At 43.1% G+C, this 18,092-nt stretch carries 13 protein-coding genes and 1 riboswitch; of the genes, 1 reads left to right on the top strand and 12 read right to left on the bottom strand.

The window, feature by feature from the left end:
• Positions 1–83: 83 nt before the first annotated feature.
• The 12 genes from BM126_RS15845 to BM126_RS15790 form a co-directional block, all read right to left on the bottom strand.
• Positions 84–485, bottom strand: a complete 402-nt coding sequence (locus BM126_RS15845; RefSeq protein WP_090990423.1) for a secondary thiamine-phosphate synthase enzyme YjbQ — start codon at positions 483–485, stop codon at positions 84–86.
• Between the two features lie 2 nt (positions 486–487).
• Positions 488–1,300 (bottom strand): VOC family protein, encoded by an 813-nt coding sequence (locus BM126_RS15840; RefSeq protein WP_090990422.1) that lies wholly within the window; start codon positions 1,298–1,300, stop codon positions 488–490.
• Between the two features lie 42 nt (positions 1,301–1,342).
• Positions 1,343–1,531, bottom strand: a complete 189-nt coding sequence (locus BM126_RS15835; protein WP_090990421.1) for a hypothetical protein — start codon at positions 1,529–1,531, stop codon at positions 1,343–1,345.
• Between the two features lie 55 nt (positions 1,532–1,586).
• Positions 1,587–3,464 carry a PTS fructose transporter subunit IIABC gene (locus BM126_RS15830; protein WP_090990420.1) on the bottom strand — a complete coding sequence of 626 codons (1,878 nt, stop codon included), beginning with the start codon at positions 3,462–3,464 and terminating at the stop codon, positions 1,587–1,589.
• Positions 3,461–4,384 carry a 1-phosphofructokinase gene (pfkB, locus tag BM126_RS15825; protein WP_090990419.1) on the bottom strand — a complete coding sequence of 308 codons (924 nt, stop codon included), beginning with the start codon at positions 4,382–4,384 and terminating at the stop codon, positions 3,461–3,463. The genes BM126_RS15830 and pfkB overlap by 4 nt, the downstream gene beginning before the upstream one ends.
• Positions 4,381–5,142 carry a DeoR/GlpR family DNA-binding transcription regulator gene (locus BM126_RS15820; protein ID WP_371261464.1) on the bottom strand — a complete coding sequence of 254 codons (762 nt, stop codon included), beginning with the start codon at positions 5,140–5,142 and terminating at the stop codon, positions 4,381–4,383. Before BM126_RS15820 ends, pfkB begins: the two co-directional genes overlap by 4 nt.
• Before the next feature lie 186 nt (positions 5,143–5,328).
• Complete coding sequence (locus BM126_RS15815; RefSeq protein ID WP_141770086.1) at positions 5,329–5,607, bottom strand: hypothetical protein; 279 nt, start codon at positions 5,605–5,607, stop codon at positions 5,329–5,331.
• Between the two features lie 389 nt (positions 5,608–5,996).
• A complete protein-coding gene (odhB, locus tag BM126_RS15810; protein WP_090990416.1) occupies positions 5,997–7,265 on the bottom strand; it encodes a 2-oxoglutarate dehydrogenase complex dihydrolipoyllysine-residue succinyltransferase in 1,269 nt (422 codons plus the stop codon).
• 1 nt (position 7,266) lies between these two features.
• A complete protein-coding gene (locus BM126_RS15805; RefSeq protein WP_090990415.1) occupies positions 7,267–10,125 on the bottom strand; it encodes a 2-oxoglutarate dehydrogenase E1 component in 2,859 nt (952 codons plus the stop codon).
• A 544-nt stretch (positions 10,126–10,669) separates the two neighbouring features.
• A complete protein-coding gene (locus BM126_RS15800) occupies positions 10,670–11,473 on the bottom strand; it encodes a polysaccharide deacetylase family protein (RefSeq protein ID WP_090990414.1) in 804 nt (267 codons plus the stop codon).
• Positions 11,474–11,573: 100 nt separating this feature from the next.
• Positions 11,574–15,032, bottom strand: a complete 3,459-nt coding sequence (gene metH, locus BM126_RS15795; RefSeq protein ID WP_090990413.1) for a methionine synthase — start codon at positions 15,030–15,032, stop codon at positions 11,574–11,576.
• Positions 15,025–16,869 carry a bifunctional homocysteine S-methyltransferase/methylenetetrahydrofolate reductase gene (locus BM126_RS15790; RefSeq protein WP_090990412.1) on the bottom strand — a complete coding sequence of 615 codons (1,845 nt, stop codon included), beginning with the start codon at positions 16,867–16,869 and terminating at the stop codon, positions 15,025–15,027. Before BM126_RS15790 ends, metH begins: the two co-directional genes overlap by 8 nt.
• Positions 16,870–17,096: 227 nt before the next feature.
• Positions 17,097–17,197: riboswitch (SAM riboswitch) on the bottom strand.
• Between the two features lie 286 nt (positions 17,198–17,483).
• Between BM126_RS15790 and BM126_RS15780 the strand changes: the two genes are divergently transcribed.
• Complete coding sequence (locus tag BM126_RS15780) at positions 17,484–18,092, top strand: class I SAM-dependent methyltransferase (protein WP_090990410.1); 609 nt, start codon at positions 17,484–17,486, stop codon at positions 18,090–18,092.

Below are 18,092 nucleotides of genomic sequence, written 5' to 3'. Positions count from 1 at the left end.
GAAATCACCTCTCACAACTCATTAAAAAACAACAATCTTTAAGAAAAGAGCCAAAAACAAAAAAAGAGACATGCAAATGTCCCTTATTTCCCTAACAATGTAATATATACCTGCCGTTCTCTTGGACCATCAAATTCACAAAAATAAATCCCCTGCCATGTTCCAAGAATGGGATTGCCTTTATGGACGATTACCTGCTGTGACGGGCCAGTGAAGGAGGTTTTTAGATGTGCTGCAGTATTTCCTTCAGCATGCAAATCGAGTTCATGGTTCCACGGGAAAATTTCATCAAGCATTCTCAGAAAATCTGTTTTAACATCAGGGTCAGCATTTTCATTTATGGTTATTCCGGCGGTTGTATGTGCTGAATAAATAACTGCTATGCCTTCTTCAAAGCCTGTTTCCTTTATGAATTCCCTGACTTCTGGCGTCAGGTCTATGATTTCATCTCTTTTCCTTGTACTCACGCTAATTTTTTTGATCATGCTTATCCTCTCCTTTTGGAAAACTCATACCAGCTTCCCATGATTTCTTGTACAAAGTCTGTTCCATTTATGGTTTTTATGCATACCTTAAATGGCTTCTGATCTGTTTCTTCAGTGTCAGCAGACTGCTGGCATTTTGCAGCAGGCTCTGCAAAAATAAGACGTGTCCCTCCTGCAATGACAGAACAGCAGAAACAATCGAGCGTGTGATCCAAATAATATTCTTCTATCTTTGCATCAAGGAGCATGCTCCATTTTGCTGCTGTTGCCTTACAATTTTTTACCCTAAAATATACAGATGAAATCCCTTCATCCGCTCCGCTTTTGATTATTATACCCCTATCAAGCAAATTCTTCAGTCTGATTGAATCCTCTTCCCACTCAATGAAAAACGGCAATGGAAGTTCTCCTTCTTTTTGTTCGATAAAAAGCATTTTCCATTGCAGCAATGCTCCATCTTCAAGCCGCCGTTCGGCATGTATCACCTTTTTGGGATTCATACCTTTTTGAAGCAGAACATTCCTGAGTGCGGATATATTTTTGGTCCGAAAGCAAATGGCACCGAAGCCTTCATGATGATGATTTTGCAGAAGCAGGGAAATCAGATCATTGTCGGCATGCCTAGCCTTCTCTATGTCATTCACAGCCAAAAATTCAATATAAGCCAAGCCGGCATGCATCAGGCTGTTCCAGGTTCCCCATTTTTCATGTTTGCCGCCAATTACAGCGTGGCGGCCAATTTCCTTCATTTTATCAGCTGCCTCAGCAGGGCTGCGTTTTATAAAATGTACAAGGTGATCGAATAAAAGATCCAAAACCTTTCCTCTCCTTCCATATTGCCATAATCCCCTGTCAGCTTAAGGATGAAGCTTAGCTTTATGACTCATTAAAATATGTACCTCAGGTAAAATCAGGTAAATTGATTTTACCATACTTGAAGGACCAAACAGATCAATATGTTTCCGGCTGTTATGAAGTGATGATTGCAGATTGTTCCCTCCGCTGTGAGACGTAAGCAGGCCTAATTCCCCCCGGTATTTTTCCATAAAAAAGCAGGCTTTTCAACAAAGCCTGCTTATTGAGCATCTTACGTGACTAACATTATATTTTCTGTTTTTTCCAGACCCCGAGAATGAGGGCTGTCACAATAGATCCAGCCAATATCGCTGCTGCATACAGGAGCGGATGGTTGACGAGGCCGATTACGAATATTCCTCCGTGCGGTGCCGGGAGAGTGATGCCAAAAACCATGGTAAGGGCACCGGCAATCGCAGATCCGATTACACTGCTGATGATTACCCTGAGAGGATCAGCAGCTGCGAAAGGAATTGCCCCTTCTGTTATAAAGGATATTCCCATGAAATAGTTGGTAAATCCTGATTTTCGTTCTGTTTCTGTAAATTTATGCTTAAAAAAAGTGGTAGCGAGTGCAATACCGAGTGGAGGAACCATCCCTCCTGCCATAACGGCCGCATGAGGCCCAAGGCTTCCTGCCTGGATGGCAGCAATACCAAATGTAAAGGCTGCTTTATTAATCGGACCACCCATATCTACTGCCATCATTCCGCCAAGGATGATGCCGAGCAGAATGGCATTCGCACCTGATAATCCCTGCAGCCAGGAAGTCAAGCCTGTATTTATGGCTGTTACCGGGTCATTAATCACGTACAGCATAATTAATCCTGTAATCAGGATTCCAAAAACCGGGTACAGCAGAACTGGCTTTATTCCTTCAAGCTGCTGCGGCAGTTTATCAAATAATTTCTTAAGCCCTAATACAACGTATCCGGCAAGGAATCCTGCAATCAATCCGCCAAGAAAACCAGCATGGGCCTGGGCTGCCAGATATCCGCCGACAATTCCCGGTGCAAACCCTGGCCGGTCAGCGATGCTGCTTGCGATGAACCCGGCAAGAATTGGAACAAGGAAGAAGAATGCGCCATGATCTCCCCCGCCAATGTATCCCAGGGCACCTGCAATCGGATTATAGCTGGGGTCTTTTGGATCTGAGGCATGAATGCCAAAAAAGAATGAAAGGGCTATCAAAATTCCGCCTCCAACAACAAACGGAAGCATATTGGAAACACCGTTCATTAAATGCTTGTAAAATCCCCCCAGTTTTGATGTTGAACCGGCATCTTCACCGCTTCCAGCGGTATTTTTCCCCGCCTTATAAATAGGTGCCTCCTGTTTCATTGCCCTTTGGATCAATTCCTGGGGCTTCCTTATGCCCTGTGCGACAGGAACAATAATGACAGGCTTTCCTGCAAAGCGATCCATCTCTACCTGTTTATCGGCAGCAACGATAATGGCATCAGCCGCCCGTATTTCTTCATTAGTCAGTTTATTTTTTATCCCGGTGGAACCATTTGTCTCTACCTTAATGTTCACACCCAACTCTTTTGCTTTCGCCTTTAAAGCATCAGCTGCCATGTAAGTGTGGGCAATGCCTGTCGGACAAGCGGTAACGGCAAGCAGCATCCTTGATGTAGCAAATTCTTCCGATTCATTCTGACTTTCGCTTTCTTGTTCTTTTTTATCTATCAGCTCAAGTATTTCACCTGCCTTTGAAGCACTAAGCAGCTTACCGCGGAACTCTGCATCCATTAATAGAGACGAAAGTCTTGACAGCGTTTCCAAATGATCGTTATCAGCACCTTCGCTTGCTGCAATCATAAAGAAAAGATGTGATGGCTGTCCGTCCAGTGATTCATATTCAACCCCGCGGCTGGAACGTCCGAAGCAGATGCTTGGCTTTTTTACCGCTGCAGTTTTGGCATGGGGGATGGCAATTCCTTCTCCGATGCCTGTTGTGCTTTGTTTTTCCCTATCCAATATGGCAGCCTTGTAGCTAACGGGATCGTGCAGCCTTCCCGCTCCCTCCAGCTTGGCAACTAATTCGTCAATGACACTGTCTTTGGATTCTGAAGCTAATTCAAGAATAATAGTATCATATTGTAAAAGGTCTGTTATTTTCATAGTAAACCACCCTTCATTTCTTCAATTTCAATGTCGCCAAGCAAATTTTCGATATCACCTTGTCTGCAAAGATCCGCAGAAAAGGCAGTCGCACTCCCCGCGGCCAGACTGTATCTGAAGGCAGCAAGCATGCCCGCTGTCACATATTTACCGATAAATCCGGCAACCACGGAATCTCCTGCTCCTGTAGAATTCACTACACACCCTTTTGGAACATTGGCTTTATATGTTTTGCCATCCGTGCATAAAACAGCTCCTTCACCAGCCATAGAGACGATAACATGCTGTGCCCCTGCTTGTGCAAGTTTTTTTCCGTAAAAGGCAGCTTTATCGAAGGAGTCAATTTCTTCAGAAAAAATCTCTCCCAATTCATGATGGTTAGGCTTAATCAGGAAAGGCCGGTGCTTCACTGCATTCAGCAGTTCACTCCCGCTTGTATCGACAACTGCCTTAATATTGTTATTTCCGCAAAATTCAGTCACTTGTTCATAAAATCCGGCCGGCATGCTTTTAGGAATACTTCCAGAGAGTACCAGGATATCGTTTTCCTTCAGCTTTTTTATTTTATTTAACAGGTCTTGATAATTTTCGGAAGAGATTTCCGGTCCGTTTCCATTGATTTCGGTTTCAGTATCTGTTTTTAATTTAATGTTAATCCGGGATTCTCCGGAAACCCTTGTGAAGTCCGTTTCAACATCTTCTTTCCTGAGGAAATCTGAGATAAATTCGCCTGTAAAGCCGCCAATGAAGCCAAGTGCCATGCTATTAACATTCAGCCTTTTTAAAACTCTTGAAACGTTGATACCTTTGCCTCCCGGAAATCTGACATCGTTGTTTACCCGGTTTAAGTGGCCGATTTTTAAATGTTCCACTTGTACGATATAATCTATCGAAGGATTAAGGGTTACTGTATATATCATGCTGTCACAACCTTTGCTTTAGGGTTTTTCCTAAGCTCGGCCAAAGCCTCTGCATCATTTTCATCTGTAATGACCATTGCTTCATGTATATCTGCTACTTTAGCGAATGTCGATTCATTCAGCTTCGTGCTGTCAGCCAGAATATACACTTCATTGGATACAGAAATCGCCATCTTCTTGAGCAGTGCCTCGTCCGGGTCTGGAGTTGTAAATCCAAGTTCAGGATGTATGCCGTTAATACCTAAAAAGCATTTATCAAACCTGAATTGCGAAATGAAATTCACTGCCGTACTTCCTACTACGGCACTAGTAGAAACTTTTATTTCTCCACCGGTAATCAGTGACTTTATCTTATTTTCCATCAGGAGCTGAATATGCATCACTCCATTTGTAAGAACGGTTACATTTTTACTTTTCAAAAAAGGAATCATTTCCATTACGGTTGTTCCGGCATCCAGATAAATGCAATCGCCTTCCTCAACAAAGGAGGAAGCCAATTGGCCGATTTTCAGTTTTTCAGCTGTAAATTTATTTTGTTTTTCATGTATGCTTGGCTCAAGTCCTTTTCTTTGAAGCAATGAAGCGCCTCCATGCACTCTTTTCAGCAGCTTCATTTCTTCGAGCTGCGATAGGTCTCTCCTGATTGTTGACTCCGATGTTTGCAAGTGGTCGACAAGCTCCTGCAGCTTGACAGTTCCATTCATCTTTAGGAGTGCCATTATCTCTTGGTGCCTTTCAGCGGTAAGCAAAAGAACCACCTCATTTCTTATTATCTTTATAATAAAGGAAGCCCTTACAAAATACAATCAAAAACATTCAAAATCATTTAAATTCATTCAAAAACATTTAAATTCATTCAGTTCGATTTTTAAACCTCTGCTAATTTTCCTGGTAATTTCCGCTTCACAGCTGCACTCCCTTCCACTTTAACCGGGCCTGAGGGCTTAAATAAAGGCTGTTTTTGTAAACGTTGCTGCTATGGAAACAAGGTGGTTGATTTCCTCTTCAGGCTGCTCGCTTTCCGCGGGGCAGCCGGTGAGCCTCCTCGGCTGCGCCTGCTTGGGTCTCACCTGTTCAGCATATGAAGCCACTGAAAAAGTCAGGAATTTTAAAAGTGAAAAATGATGTACAAAAAACGAAGCTCTAGAATCGCTTCTAAGCGACGATAAGAAGGTCAGGAAACATTTTTGATCCCCTATAAACTCATCTTTTTTCCAAAACATATAGTTTTTCAGTGGCCTGCTGCATATCCCGCAGGAGTCTCTCACCTTACGCTCCAATCAACCTGACTTGACAATGGGAACGCCTCACATAAAAAACTAAAAAAACAACAATCTTTAAGAAATGAGCCTAAATAAAAAGGGTACAATCCTTTTCAGCCACAAACAGCATGATTCTTTTGCAGATCAGCTGTGAATAACGAAGCTGCTTACTGGTGGTAATTAAGTATTTTTGGATGTCCTCTCTTTCCTGAGATGATATAGATTCATATAAGAGCTTAATCTATTGTCATATTGGAAGACTTGAAAACTATTTGGAATAGAAGATTTCCATGAACGAAAAAAAGCCTAACTTATTCCAGCAATATGGAATAAGTTAGGCTTTTCTGTAATCAGCCTTCTAATAAAAGCTGTTCAGGATCTTCTAAAAGTTCTTTGACTGTGACAAGGAAGCCAACCGCTTCTTTACCGTCTACAATTCTGTGGTCATAAGAAAGCGCAAGATACATCATTGGCCTGTTTTCCATTGTGTCATTATCAATGGCAACCGGCCTAACCTGGATTTTGTGCATTCCGAGGATACCCACTTGCGGAGCATTTAGGATCGGTGTTGATAATAATGATCCAAATGTTCCTCCATTTGTGATTGTAAACGTGCCGCCAGACAAATCGGATAGTGCCAGCTTATTGTTCCTTGCTTTTACAGCAAGATCAGAAATCGCTTGTTCGATTCCGGCAAAGCCTTTTCTGTCTGCATCACGCACAACAGGAACCACAAGACCTTCATCTGTCGAAACGGCAACGCCGATATCATAAAATTTCTTCATGATAATTTCATCGCCATTTATTTCTGCATTAAGAAGAGGGTATTTCTTAAGTGCGCCGATAACCGCTTTTGTGAAGAAGGACATAAAGCCCAGCTTAACATCATGCTGCTTTGCGAACGCATCTTTACGGCGTTTCCTAAGATCCATGACTGCTGTCATGTCAACCTCGTTAAAAGTAGTAAGCATTGCTGCTTCATGCTGCACTGCCACAAGTCGCTTAGCAATGGTCTGGCGTCTGCGGGACATTTTTATTACTTCTACACGGTCATCGGATTGGGATGGTGCCGCTGGTGCAGGCGCAGCCTTTGGTGCCGGTGCACTTTGCTTTTGAACAGGTGCTTTTCCAGCCGCTTCTACATCCTGGACCCGTACTCTTCCAAGCGGATCTGCAGCTGCCACTTCACTTAAGTCAATTCCCTTTTCACGAGCAAGTTTTCTTGCAGCAGGAGAAGCTATTGTCCTCTGTGCAGGGTCTTGTTTCGTTTCTTCTTTTGGTTCAGTTGTGATAGGCTCTGTCTTCGCTTCTGCAGCTTTTGGTGCTTCCGTGCTGACAGGAGCTGCAGTTTCAGCAGGAGCTTCGGCTGGTGCCGCTTTTGAACCGCTTTCGTCTACTACAGCAATTGCCTGGCCGACTTGAACGGTATCGCCTTCTTCTGCAAGAAGCTCTTTTAGTGTTCCAGAGTAATCGGAGATAATTTCCACATTTACCTTATCTGTTTCAAGTTCAAGGATATAATCCCCTTTTTCCACTGTATCTCCCGGTTGCTTTAACCATTGTGCAATGGAACCTTCTGTAATTGATTCTGCTAATTCCGGTACTTTGACTTCAGCCATCTTACTTTTCCCCCTCTACTGTACGTGTAATCGCTTGAGTAATAATCCTCTGCTGCTCTTTTTTATGGACAGTCGGATCTCCCTCTGCAGGGCTTGAACGGCGTTTTCTTCCTATATAAGAAACATTCAGGCCATGAGGTGCCGCTGCATTCAGCCTCGGTTCAACAAAGTTCCATGCCCCCATGTTTTTAGGCTCTTCCTGCAGCCAGATAATTTCCTTCAGGTTTGGATATTTTTTCATGACCTTCTGGATTTCCTCAAATGGGAATGGATAAATTTCTTCGATTCTGATTACATGAAGCCAATCCAGATTTTCCTCAGAAGAAATTCTGCTGCTAAGTTCTACGGCGAGCTTTCCTGTGCAGAAAACAATTCTTTCTACTTGATCAGGGTTTTCACCAAGACCCGGCTGTTCAATGTAAGTCTGGAATTCACCTTCAGTAAAAGCGGAAACCTCTGATGCCATAACCTGATTTCTCAGCAGGCTTTTAGGTGTCATAAGTACCAGCGGCCTTACTTCATCCATTTCAAGAATCTTGGCTTGTCTTCTTAAAATATGGAAATACTGTGCGGCAGAACTCAAGTTTGCAACAGTCCAGTTATTTTCAGCTGCAAGAGAAAGGAAGCGCTCCAGGCGCGCACTTGAATGCTCTGGCCCTTGCCCTTCGTATCCGTGAGGCAGCAGCATGACAAGCCCGGACTTCTGGCCCCATTTAGCACGTCCGGCGGCAATGAACTGGTCAAACATCACTTGTGCTGTATTGGCGAAATCCCCAAACTGGCCTTCCCAAAGAACAAGTGTTTCAGGTGCAAAAACATTGTATCCATACTCAAATCCTACCACTGCTGTTTCAGTGAGCGGGCTGTTATGGACAGCAAAGGAAGCTTTTGCAGACTCAAGTTTGTGAAGCGGTGAATATGTCTGGCCATTCTCGCTATCATGAAGAACAATGTTGCGCTGTGCGAATGTTCCCCGTTCAGAATCCTGTCCAGTTAGCCTGATTGGCGTACCATCACTTAAAATGGAGGCGAATGCCAAGGTTTCAGCATGGGCCCAGTCTATCTTTCCATTTTCAGTGAATGAATCAAGGCGGCGGGTAAGGATGCGTCCCAGTTTTTTATTGACTGTAAACCCTTCCGGCCATTGAACTAACTCTTCATTAATTTTTTTAAGTTCAACTTCCGCTACAGCGGTTACAATTTTTGGAAGTCCATGTTCAACCGTTTCAGGCGGGTTGCATTCTGCACCTTCCACCGGTTTATCGCCTGATACCCTGCTATATGCTTCTGTCAGCCTCGAATCCACTTGTTTTTCAATGTCATCGATTTCTTCCTGAGAAATTTCATTATTTTTCAGGAGAAGTTCCCCATAAATTTCTTTCTGGGTTTTATGCTGATGTATAAGAGCATACATTTGCGGCTGGGTGACAAGCGGCTCGTCCATTTCGTTATGGCCAAAGCGTCTATAGCCGATTAAATCAATTAAGAAATCCTTTTTAAATTCTTTGCGGTATTTATATGCCAGCGCCACAGCTGCAAGGCATGCCTCAGGGTCATCTGCATTCACATGCACAATCGGAACTTCGAATCCTTTAGCAAGATCGCTTGCATATCTTGTGGAACGGGAGTCTTCACTTTCAGTGGTAAAACCGATCATATTATTTGCAATGATATGGATGGATCCGCCGGTCTGATAACCCCGCAAACGGCTTAAATTAAGGGTTTCCGGAACAATGCCTTCACCAGGGAAAGCTGCATCTCCGTGTATTAAAATTGCCATCGAACCCGTTATATCCTGAACAGGATAACCTGCCTTTGTCCTGTCTTCCTGTGCAGCACGTGAATATCCGACAGAAATCGGGCTGACCACTTCAAGATGGCTCGGGTTATTGGCCAAGGTAATTCTTGCTTTTTGGGTATTTTCCTTTGTAATTTGCTTATCAAGGCCTAAGTGATACTTAACATCGCCAGTCCAGCCGTAATTGATGCCAATCGATCCCTCAGATGGAACAAGATCTTTATTTGGAGAGTGCTGGAATTCAGAAAAAATCACTTCATATGGCTTCCCAAGCACATGTGCAAGGACATTCAAACGTCCGCGGTGGGCCATGGCAATATTCACATTAAAAGCCCCGTCCTGGACTGCTTCGGAAATCAATTCGTCGACAATCGGAACTAGTGTATCTAAACCTTCAATAGAAAACCGTTTTTGGCCGACATATGTACGGTGCAAAAATTTCTCAAAGTTTTCTACTTCAGTCAGCCTTTTCAGCAGAAGAGATTTTTTCTCTTTTGTAATCTCCGGGAACATGCTTCCGGTTTCAACCATATCTGTAAGCCATTGTTTTTCGCCTAGATCGCTAACATGCTGAAACTCAAAGGCTATCGTTTTTGTATAAAGTTCTTTCAAATATTGAACAGCATCGTATCCGTCCTTCACATGATCAGGAGAAGCAGCACAAATGAAGTCTGCCGGAATTTTTTTCAGATCATCTGCTGTTAAGTCATATTTTTCAAAATGGATCTGCTCTGCATCTAATGTTTTGTCATTCAGAGGATTAATATTGGCCGCTAGATGTCCATATGTACGGATATTATCAGCCAGCTTAACGGCTGACATGATCTTCTTCATAGATAGACTCTCGCTTGGTTCGATGGTTTGCCTAACCGGTGCCTCTGCCATTACTTCTGCATGTGCATCCAATGCCGGCGGACCAGCAATCTCAAATAAGTTTTTCAGTTCCGGATCCACTTCATCCGGATTGCTTTGCAGTAAATCGTATTGCTCCATGACGTACCCAAGGTTTGGACCGGAAAAAGCTTTCCATGGATCGTATGCCTTAGCATCCTTGTTGGCCATCTTGTAAACCCCCAGATTTTTTCAAAATTTTAAGTTCCCGTTTTACCCATCCCCAGAATATTTGCTGTTTGTCTATTTTTAATAAATATATAAAAATAGTTAATTTGCGATAAATTTATAATATTCAAAGGATAAAACGTTTTCAGATGTTATATTACCATGTTTTCAATGAAATTTCCAAAGAGATTCCTCGCATTGATCAGCAAATTCCAAGAAAATATTCTGCTTTATTCAGTATTTTAAAGCTTTTACTTAATTTTTTTCTGAATTAGGCCATTTTTCGCTGTTTCGACATTTTTTTTCTTCAAGCAAATAATTCAGGGTCTGGAAGAAAATATCATAAAAACCCTTACATCTGACGAAACCATTATAACAAAATATAACTTTCTTTGTTCTACAAATTTTTTATTTTTTTGCATCTGACGAATAAACGCAAACAAAGACTGTCCTGCTCGCTTGAACAATAGAAAAAGCCGGATAAAACACCTTCTGCGTGTTTTCCGGCTTTTCTCATTTTATTAAGGCACTGTAAAATTTGTCTTTTTTAGCGAAAATGTACGATTGGGGCATTTTCCTGAATCATATCGAATTCATATCCCTGTCTTTTCAGCCCCTCAATAATGGCTGGGAGGGCTGTAACTGTGTTTTTCATACTATTAATATCATGAAGCAGAATAATGGCCTTTTTTTGGTTTCGGGCCCCTTTCAGCACAGAATTGATAATCGTTCCTGTGCTTATTGCCGGGCTGATGCCATCTGTAGAATCAACATTCCAATCACAATACACATAGCCTTTATCCTTCAGCTCCTGGAGGATGCCATCCATCATTTCCTTTTTGACATTTTGGCTGATCAACCTGTTTTTGCTTCCTCCGGGGAATCGGATGTACTTGGATGTAATTCCGTATTTCTTTTGAAGCATCTGCTCCAGCCTGTTTACATCCTGAAAAAATCTCTCCTTATCCCGGTAAATTACTGAATAATCATGGGTATAAGAATGCAATGCCACTGTATGGCCTCTTCTTATCATTTCTTTATAGCCCTGATCTGCGTATTTTTCTTCATTTCCCATTACAAAAAAAGTGCCTTTGATATGATAGCGGTCAAGTATATCTAAAATATCCAGGGTATGTGTGGAAGGACCGTCATCAAAAGTCAGATAGGCCACTTTTCTGCTGGCTCTGTCAGCCAGTTCCAGCGGAGTCAGCTCCTCAGGCACAGTTTTCCATTGCTGTTTTTCACCTTTCCCGCCTTGAAATCCTTCAGCCATTTTTTCTGTTGCAATTGAATCCGGACCAGCCCCCAGCATACATATAAATAACATCATGAAACACAGAACGATTTTCATTACAGTTCCCCCTTGTTATTCATAAGGTGCTCAACAGGAGGGAACTCATTCACAGAAGCAAAAAATCAGGTATTCTCCATGTCCGGGGTGTTACTTCATTTTAGGTATCCACCCTGTTTGCATCAAAATACCTTGCCTGCGGATGTGAAAATACAACTGCAGAAACCGATGCCTCAGGCTCCATCATATAGCCTTCTGTAAGTGTTATGCCAATTTCCTCTGGCTGCAGCAGCCTGAATAGCTTAGCCTGGTCCTCAAGATCCGGACAGGCAGGATATCCAAAAGAGAATCTTTGGCCTATATATTTTGCAGCCAGTCTTTCTTTCATGGTCATGTCCAGATGATCGCTGATTCCCCAGTCATTTCTCATGATATGGTGAAGCCTTTCAGCAAACCCTTCAGCCATTTCAAGTGCCAGTGCCTGCAGTGCATGGCTTTTTAAGAAGTCTCCTTCTTTTTTTAGTTCTTCAGCCTTTAGCCGGATTCCCTTGCCTGCAGATACAGTGAAAAACCCTGTATAATCCATGATGCCAGAACTTACTGGTTTGACATAATCGGCAAGGCATAATCCCATTTCCCCGTTTTGGCGGGGGAAATCAAAGGTTTCTGCCACTTCCCCCGGATTTTCAGGATTATAGATAAGGATTTTATTTCCTTCGCTTTGGGAAGGGAAAAACTGATATACGCCATTTAAGCTAAATTCAGGATTTGTTTTTAGCATGTCCACAAGTTCATTTGTCAGCTCATTTAAAAATGCAGCTTTTTCATTCCCTTCCCGCAGCAGTACATCCACTTTTCCTTTTAGCCCCAAGTGATGCCCTATCAGCATCTGTTTATTAACATAAGGCAAAACTAATTCCAGAGGGTAATTTTTCAAAACATGCCGCCTGGTGTCTGCAGGTTTTTTTACATCAAGATCCCTTGAAATAATAAATGCGGCCTTTTTGGCAATCTGCGGCCTTTCTAACAAAGAAACGGCTTTTGCATTTTGTTCTGCTTTATTTCTTTTTTGATCCAGATTAAGCAGAAATTCCTCCTTCTTGCTTTCATCATGGAGCATATTTGCTGCTGAAAGCCCGTCCATGGCATCCTTTGAATATATGACTGGCCCATCATATTCCGGCGAAATCTTAAAATCTGTAAATTTACGGGATAATGCAGCGCCGCCTACAAGGATCGGCACTTTTACTCCCGCCTGCTTTAAATCCTGTGCCGTTATCACCATTTGCTGGGCAGATTTAACAAGGAGGCCTGAAAGCCCGATAACCGTTGGATTATGGGTACGGACTGCCTCAATAATCTGCTGTGTCTGGACCTTGATTCCCAGATCAACGACTTCAAAACCGTTATTCGAGAGGATGATTTCAACTAAATTTTTCCCGATATCATGTACATCGCCTTTTACGGTTGCCAATAGCAGCTTGCCTTTTTTTGCGCTTGTATCCCCAGCCATAAGAGGTTCCAAGTATGACACTGCAGCCTTCATCGCTTCTGCACTTTGAAGAACCTCTGCTACAATCAGCTTGTTATCATTGAAAAGCCTGCCGACTTCAGCCATACCGTCCATCAGCGGGCCATTAATGATGGCAAGCGGCTCTCTGCCCTCTTTCAAGGCGGTGTCAAGATCTGCCAATAGACCCTCTTTTGTCCCCTCTATAATGTAGTTTGCAAGCCTTTCATGCAGCGGAAGCGATGCACCGCTGACTTTACTCTCCGTTTTCTTTCCGCGGTAAAACTCTGTAAAAGCGGTTAATGCTTCTTTCGTGGTATTAAAAAGCAGTTCCTCTGCAAGGCGGACCTCTTCCTTAGGAATAGAAGCAAAACGCTCTAATTTTTCCGTGTTGACAATCGCATAATCCAGCCCTGCTTTTGTGCAGTGATATAAAAATACAGCATTAAGAATTTCCCGCCCTCTTGCCGGCAAGCCAAAAGAAACATTGGAAATGCCCAGGATCGTCTGGCATTGCGGATATTTTTCCTTAATGCTCTGGATGCCTTTTACCGTTTCGGAGCAAGAGCCCAGATATTGCTCATCACCAGTCCCGACGGGAAAAACGAGCGGGTCAAAGATGATATCCTTAGGATTGATTTTATATTTATTAACAAGCAAATCCATGGACCTGCCGGCAATTTCAAGTTTTCTATTCACATCAATTGCCATTCCCTTTTCATCAATCGTCCCGACAACAACAGCTGCCCCGTATTGATGAATGTATGGGGTGATTCTTTCAAATCGATCTTCACCATCTTCTAAATTAATTGAATTGATGATGCTTTTCCCCTGTGAATTCTTCAATGCCTGCTCAAGCACGGCTTCATCTGTAGTATCTATAACTAATGGTACCTTGACTTTCTTCACAGCCTCCCTGACAAATTCCATCATATCACCGAATTCGTCGCCATCAGGGTCTGCGAGGCAGATATCAATCACATGGGCGCCCTTTTTCACTTGTGCTCTTGCAACCTCTGCTGCCTGCTCATATTTCTTATCACGGATCAGCTCTTTGAATTTGCGGGATCCTATTACATTTGTCCTCTCTCCGACAAACAGCGGCCTCATCGTTTCATCGTATATAAGAGGCTCTATGCCTGCAATCGCGTGATTGTGGGTGTTTTCTGGCAGTTCCCTTGGCAGAACATCCTTTAAGGCATCAGACAGGGCCTCAATATGGGCCGGTGTAGTTCCGCAGCAGCCGCCAATAATATTGACCCAGCCCTTTTGGGCAAATTGCTTCATTTTTTCCGCCAGGGAAACTGGCGATTCATGATAATGGCCTTCTTCATCCGGCAGCCCGGCATTCGGATAACAGCTTACTGCATGGTGAGACAGCCCTGAGAGTGTGCGGATATGGTCAATCATAAACTCCGGCCCTGTTGCACAATTCAGTCCGACTGCCAGCGGATCCATATGCTCACAGGATAAATAAAACGCTTCAATGGATTGCCCGGCGAGCGTTGTTCCCATCGGTTCGATCGTTCCAGAAATGATGATCGGCACCGTTCTTCCTGATTTCCTAAAGGCTGACTTAATTCCTAAAAAAGCGGCCTTAACATTCAGCATATCCTGACAGGTTTCAACTAGAAGCAGATCTGCTCCTCCGTCCAGCAAACCTCTTGCCTGCTCTTCATAAGAGGAAGATAATTCATCAAAATCCGCCCCTCCTGTAACGGAAATGGTTTTGGTGGTCGGGCCCATCGAGCCTGCCGCAAACCTAGGCCAGCTGACTGTTGAAAATTTATCACATGCTGCTCTTGCCAGCCTTGCAGAAGCTTTATTCAGTTCATATGCCATGCTTTCGAGTCCATATTCCTCCAGCACAATGCTCGCAGCTCCAAAACTATTGGTTTCAATAATATCGGCTCCTGCTTTTAAATAAGCTTCATGAATGGACAAAATAATCTCCGGGGCTGCAAGTGAAAGATATTCATTGCATCCATCATACGCTTCACCGCCAAAATCAGCTTCGGTGAGGTTTTTAGCCTGAATCATAGTTCCCATTGCACCGTCCAAGATCAATATTTTCTTCTTCATCTGCTTAACAAGAAGATTTTCACTCATATGCTGTCACCCCTGCCAATTTCTTACTATCCGTCTTCATGATATATTCAGTCAGCACTACAGTCATTTCATAGCGCATAAACGGAGTAATTAAATAAATCCCTTGAAATTTTTCCATCGCCGCATCTGCCAAAGCTTTTGCAATGGCAATCCCTTCATTCCTGGCAAGCAGCGGATTGCTGCCTGCAGCAGCCATTGCACGGCGCACATCATCAGGGAGTGTAATGCCCGGTATTTCATTATGAATAAATTCAGCATTTCTGGCACTTGTCAGCGGCATGATGCCTGCAAAAACAGGTGTATCAAGATGTTTAGTTGCTTCATATACTTCTTCCATCTGATTTACGGAATAAATCGGCTGGGTCAGGAAGGATTGTGCCCCGCAGATAATTTTCTTTTCCATTCTTTGTACAGCTTTGTCGAGATACTTAACGTTGGGGTTAAATGCTGCAGCAATTTTAAAATGTGATTGCTGTCCAAGGCTTTGCCCCGAAAAGGATAAACCCTCATTAAACTGCTTGACGAGGCTGATCAAATCGAAAGAAGAAAGGTCATAAACTGAAGTAGCTCCCGGAAAATCGCCAATTTTGGACGGATCTCCAGTCACAACAAGCAATTCATTCAGCCCCAGAGTCTGAAGTCCCATTAAATGAGACTGCAGTCCAATCAGGTTTCTGTCCCTGCAGGTCAGATGTATCAAAGGATTGGCCCCCATCTGATTTTTCAGCATTACGCCAAGAGCTGCATTGCTAATTCTCGGCGTTGCGAGCGAGTTGTCAGCAAGGGTTACGGAATCAGCACCTGCATCTAAAAGTGCTTTAGCTCCCATCATAAAAGGTTCAATTCCGAGCTTCTTTGGCGGGTCAAGCTCAACGAGAACCGTCCGTTTTCTTTTGGCAAGCTGGTGCAGTGCGGGTGTTTTATCATCAATTATCTCGATGATTTCTATTTTTCTGGCCTTAATTTCTTTTTGTGTAACAGGAGGGATAGTGCCAAGCTTCTTTTTTACCTCCGCAATATGAAGCGGAGTTGTTCCACAGCAGCCGCCGATTACTGCCGCCCCCTGTTCTCTGAGCTTTAAGGCACTTGAGCCAAAGTATTCCGGCACGGCTTCATATATCAGCCTGCCATCGATATATTCGGGGAGGCTTGCATTTGGATAAACGGATATCGGCGTGTTCTTCATTAGGGGAACTTCTTCTAAGGAGCGGATCATATGATGCGGCCCTAGCCTGCAGTTTATGCCTGCAACATCTGCACCAAGCTGTTCCATTCTTTGGAATGCTTCATTCAAATGAATGCCGTTTTGCATGTATCCTATTTCATGCAATGTCACATTGGAGATGATAGGAAGATCTGTTTCTTTCCTGGCAATCGGCAGCACGGTCTCCAGTTCTTCGAGGTCATAAAAAGTTTCAAGAATCAGACCATCAGGCCCTTCCATAAGGATACTGTAAAGCTGCTCACGAAAGCTGCGTTTTATCTCCTCCATACTAAGATCATTTTTCCTTATGCTCCGCAGCGCTCCGATCGTTCCAAAAACAAACGCTTTTCCTTCCGAGGCCTTCCTTGCGATGGCAACTCCATTGCGATTAATGGCGCTTACTTCATCTTCAAGGCCGTACCGCTTCAATTTATGGTAGTTTGCACCGTAGGTATTGGATTGCAGAATATCGGCCCCCGCTTCTAAATAGGCCCTGTGAATCGTTTCTATTTTTCCTGGGTCAGTGGAATTAAGCTCCTCATAGCAATGATCAATTCCATGGGAATACAGCAATGTTCCCATGGCTCCCTCCCCGATAAGCACCCGTTTTTTCAGCTCGCTCCGGAAATCCATATGACACCTTCTTTCAATATCTGTGTGTAATTTTAAAAGGGCTTACTGTATACGTGGCTGTTGCTCTCCGTCAGTGACGGCAGACTTCCGGGGACGCGCTGCCTCCCTGTAAATCAAGCCCAACCATTCCAATAATAAAGTGCTGGGATTTGCAATGAACCATAATAATGCACTTCGAAATAATATAAAAACAGGCCTTCTTGGAAGAAGGCCTGTTTCAAACATTCTCCTCATCTATCAAGCTTCTGCTTGCTGGATTTAGCACCATGGCGATATGCCGGTTGCTGAGGCTTCATGGGGCCAGTCCCTCCACCTCTCTCGATAAGATATGTAATTTTAATATTCAAAAAATTAATTACATTTAATTTACATGATTATGCAGCCAATTTCAAGACTTTATGGAAAATAGTATGTATATCCTTCTAAAAAACCCAGGTTTTATCCTCGTGCCGTTCTTTTTTTGCCTTTGGTCATCGCTTTATCTTATAATCCCTGTGTGCATATCAGCTAAGGATTTTTAAGAACAAAAAACTAAAAAAATCAGCACCATGTTTACCAAAAGCTGCAGAAGTGAATAACAAAACTATAATCACAAAGAGAAAGGAGGCATTTTTTTGATTGAAATTTTAGCTAAGCAATTCCGCAGGCCAGACGGGCTATTAGGAAAGCTTGCCGGAACAATAATGCTGTTCGAAAACCGCAGGATCAACCGCTGGACCATTGACCTATTAAATATAAAGCCCGGGGATTATCTTCTTGAGATTGGATTTGGGCCAGGGTATGCGATAAAGGAAATTTTCCGCAGACACCATAATGTGAAAATAGATGGAATAGATGTCTCAGAGTCTATGACTAAGGAAGCGGAAAAGAGAAATTACAAATATGCAGAAGAAGGAAGGCTTCAGCTATACAGCGGGGATGTGACAGATTTCAAGCAGGATTTATACAGATACGACAAGGTTTTGTCTGTTAATAACTATCCCCTTTGGAAAAATCCGAAGAAGGAATTAATCAGGATTCACCATTTGATGAAGGATGGAGGTATCATCGCCATCACTGTACAGCCAAGAGAGGAAGACGCATCCCGGGAAAAAGCCCTGTCCCATGCCATAGAAATTGAACAAGCACTCTTTCATGCCGGATTCCGCAGCATCTCTGTTAAGTTCAAGAAAGTCCGGCCACAATTAACGGTATGTGTTACTGCCCATTGCAAAAAGAATTAA

It is taken from the genome of Bacillus sp. OV322, assembly GCF_900112495.1.
In the GTDB taxonomy this organism is placed as follows: domain Bacteria; phylum Bacillota; class Bacilli; order Bacillales; family DSM-1321; genus Peribacillus.
Note: the sequence above shows the minus strand (reverse complement) of the source record. Positions and strands in the feature narration are given on the sequence as shown.